Annotated in this window: 3 protein-coding genes; 2 read left to right on the forward strand and 1 reads right to left on the reverse strand. The window is 68.5% G+C overall.

The window, feature by feature from the left end; genetic code table 11:
- Positions 1-621, reverse strand: a 621-nt coding sequence (locus VFA16_RS21105) for a histidine kinase dimerization/phosphoacceptor domain-containing protein (protein ID WP_324969703.1), incomplete at its 3' end; no start/stop codon positions are given.
- A gap of 181 nt (positions 622-802) precedes the next feature.
- On the opposite strand from VFA16_RS21105, the gene VFA16_RS21110 reads away from it, so the two are divergent.
- Both VFA16_RS21110 and VFA16_RS21115 read left to right on the forward strand, forming a co-directional pair.
- Positions 803-1825 (forward strand): methyltransferase, encoded by a 1023-nt coding sequence (locus tag VFA16_RS21110; protein ID WP_324969704.1) that lies wholly within the window; start codon positions 803-805, stop codon positions 1823-1825.
- A gap of 144 nt (positions 1826-1969) precedes the next feature.
- A partial coding sequence (locus VFA16_RS21115) for an alpha/beta hydrolase family protein (RefSeq protein ID WP_324969705.1) occupies positions 1970-3946 on the forward strand: 1977 nt, incomplete at its 3' end.

The following is a 3946-nucleotide window of genomic DNA, read 5'->3' on the forward strand; positions in this document are numbered from 1 at the left end:
CGCCTGGGCCTGCACGACCATCAGGGACACGTTGTGGGCGACCACGTCGTGCAACTCGCGCGCGATCCGCACGCGCTCATCGCCCACCGCCTTGGTGGCCAGCAGCTCGCGCTCGCGGTCCGCCTGCTCTGCCCGGTCGCGGAGGCCCGAGACGTAGTCGGCTCGAGCGCGCAAGTACAGACCGAGGGCCACGGCCAGGCCCACCGCGACCATCCGCGAGAGGACCGCCGGCAACGCCTCGTGGTAGGAATGCAGCGGCTCGGCCACGATCAGGGCACTCGCCGCAACCGCGCCCGCCGCCAGCACCGTCGGCCGGCCGCTGTATTCGGCCACGGTGAAGACCGCCAGCAGTGTCGGCAGTATCACGAGCGGTCCGTAATCGAGCCCGACCGCCACCGCCAGCACGATGCCCAGCGCGAGCAGGGGCCTGCGGTGGCGCATGAGCAGCGCCAGCACGTTGGCCGCCAGCCCCAGCCACAGGAGCCGGGGCGTCACCCCGGACGGGTGCGGGCGCACATGGATCGCCACGGCGCTCTCAAGCGCGATCAGCGCCACCGGACCGTAGTCCAAAAGCCACGACGGCAGATTCCACCCAAGCGCGGTGGGCAGGGGACGGTTCACGGACCAAGCGTAGATCCAGCCGGTCGAAGCTCGCCTCCGCCGCGACGGCGAACCGGGGCTCCTACTTTCGGCGGAGCTGGCACGTCGCCGTTGCGATAGCGGCGCGGAGTACGTTCGTCCAGGCGAAAGCAGCGGTCTCCGGACGCCCGTCCCGCGGGGGGCTGAGGCTTCAGTCTGATCTGTGAATCCGCAGGCCGAGGAGGTCGCGCCGTATCGTCCTGGAGGGTGGAGCTTGATGATGCGACGGCGTCCCTCCGTGCGTGAGCGCATGAACGCTGAGGGGATCATCTGGGACGCGCTGCGAGGCGCACTGGTGACTCGCGCGCTCGGACTCGCGGCCGATCTACACGTGGCGCAGGCGCTGTCTGCGGGCCCGCGGAGCAGCGCCGAGCTCGCACGCGAGCGGGGAGTCGATGCTGACGCGCTGCACCGCGTCTTGCGTGCGCTGGCGAGCGACGGCATCTTCGAGGAGACCGAACCAGGCATCTTTCGCAACACCGCAGCCTCCGAGGTACTGGCGCGCGACGGCTGGGACGACTTCGCTCACCTGTTCGCCGGCGTCTGGCTGGAAGCCGTAGCGGCGCTCGACGCGGACGGCGAGCCGTCCTTCCCCCGCGTCCACGGAGATGAGTTTTGGCAGTGGTTGGCGGCGCATCCTGTCGAGCGGGCCGCGTTCGATCGTGCGATGGCGCAAGGCTGGCAGAGCCGCCTCAAGCGGCTCGAGAGCGTCGACTGGCACGGTGACGAGCTCGTCGTCGACGTCGGCGGCGGCAGCGGCTCACTGCTCGTTGCGTTGCTCGTGCGCCATCCGCGGATGCGCGGCATCGTGTTCGACCTTCCGGAGACGGTGCGTGACGAGCAGGCGCTGGGCGATCGCTGTACGTTCGTTGCGGGCAGCTTTTTCGAGTCCGTGCTGCACGGCGAGGTTCATCTCCTCTCGACCATCCTCCACGATTGGGACGACCGCTCGGCGCGACAGATCCTGGAAACGATCCGTGGCGCGGCTGGCGAGCGGCTCGTCATCTTGGACAGCGTGATCGAGCCCGGCAACGCGCCGGACGGCGCAAAGTGGCTCGACCTGCTGATGCTCGTGATAGCTGGCGGCCGAGAACGCACGGCTGAGCAGTGGCAGGGGCTGCTCGCAGACAGCGGCTGGCGACCGACGCGGATCGGCGAAGGCGTCATTGAGGCCGAGCCGGCGTAGCGCGCTGTGGTAGCCGAGCTGTAGGCCAGCGAGATCCGGTCGGCAGCAGACACCTGGCCGAACCATCCCTCCTCGAGCCGACGAGCCCGTCCGGCGAGGGCGCTCGGTTTCGGCGCTAGGGTCGTCGGGTAGGAGCGGCCGCAGATGAGAGGGCTCGCTATGAGGCTCGCGGTGCCCGCGATGGTGCTGGCGGGTGCCGCGTTTACCGCCTCCTCGGCGTCGGCGACGACATTGCCGTCCTCGTTCACCGCCTCATGTCCGACGCAGAGCCCGTCTGGCGCGTCCTATGGCGGTGTTGGGATCTGTTCGGGTGAGGTGCCGAGCTTTGACGGGGCAACGCTTGACGTGGACCTCACGCAGCCGGTACAGGACACCGGCACCACCCATCCCTTGATCATCATGTTGCACGGCTTTGGCAACAACAAGCATGAGTGGGAGTCGACCACCGACGAGGGCGACGGTGCTGATAAGTACCACTGGAACAACCACTGGTTCGCCGAGCACGGCTACTACGTGCTGACCTACACCGCCCGTGGCTTTCGCGACGACGGCACCTATGCCGCCTACCAGCCGGACACGCCGTCATTCACCTCTGTGTCCGCCCCGAACGGGACGATCCACGTCAAGAGCCGCGACTACGAGATCCGCGACACGCAGTGGCTGGCGGCACTGGTGGCTGCCACCTATCCGGATGTGGACCCCAACCGGGTGGCGGTGACTGGCGGCTCCTATGGTGGCGGGGAGAGCTGGATGCAGGCCAGCCAGGCGACCTGGGACTTCCCGCACTCTGTGGATTCGACGCTGCCGGTGCTGCAGCTGCAGGTGGCGATCCCCAAGTACCCGTGGACTGACCTGGCCTACGCGCTGGCGCCCAACGGCCACGGCGGCGGCCCGAGCGGCCAGGACATCTATGAGTCCTCGCAGGCGCAGCCCGATACCCAGACCGGTTGGGGTCCGCCCGGCACCGCCAATCCACTCGGTGTCCCGAAGCTCAGCTGGGTCACCGGGCTGTTTGCGGACGGCAGTGCAAAAGGCGTATTCGACGAGGGCACGGACGTGCCGCCGCCCTCAGACCAGGACTGCCCGGCCGTCAGCCCGCCGGGCAACTGCGAGGAGAACATCCCGGTCTGGAATACCCGGATCACGGCCACCGGCGATCCGTACGACGTCTCGACCGATCCAATCCTCCAGCAGGCCGCGCGCGGGCTGACGGTGCTGCGCTCGGCCTACTACCAGGACGCGCAGTGGCACGCCGAGCTGGCCGGCCGCGAGGTGGCGGTCTTCTCGATCCAGGGGTGGACCGACGATCTGTTTGAGCCGGTCGAGTCCTTCCGGATGTTCAAGTACCTCAAGCGACTTGACCCGCTGTGGCCGGTGGAGGTGGCGGTCGCCGACGTCGGCCACAGCCTCGCGCAGAACAAGCCCGACACCTGGCATCGGCTCAACGACCAGGCGTGGCAGTTCTTGCAGTCGCAGATCAATGGCAGCCACCGCGAGCAGACGACCGTCAGCTCCGAGCCGACGATCTGCAGCGGCGAGCCGGGTCAGCCGTCGGCCAGCACCCCCGCGGATGACATCACCGCCACCACTCCGGAGGGGCTCTCGCACGGCGCGCTGACGATCACCTACGGAGGCGGCAGCCACACGCTCACCAACTACACCGGGTTCACTGATCCCAACGGTCCCGCCACCGACCCAATCGTCAGCGACGTGATCGAGCCCGGACAGGGCTGCCGCACCGACCGCGGCCCGGCGCTCGGGGGCTACACCGGCTACTCGCAGCCGCTGCCCGACCACCTCACCTACGTGGGCCTCGGCGAGGTCGACATCCCGTACACGCTCAGCCCGATGACGACCCAAGCCCAGATCGACGCACGAGTTTGGGATCTCCCGCCAGGCGGAGGCCCTGCCTACCTGATGACCCGCGGCACCTACCGGATCGACACCCTCGACGGCTATGACTCGTTCACCGGGACGCTGCGCCTCCCGCTCTACGGCAACGACTGGCTGCTGGCCCCCGGCCACGAAATCCGGCTCGACCTCACCCAGGTCGATCAGCCCTACCTGCGCCCCAACAACCTGCCTAGCTCGATCAGCTACGGCTCGCCAATCCTGATCCTT

Origin of the sequence: Mycobacterium sp. (genome assembly GCF_035653355.1) — a bacterium.
Lineage (GTDB): Bacteria > Actinomycetota > Actinomycetes > Mycobacteriales > Mycobacteriaceae > Mycobacterium.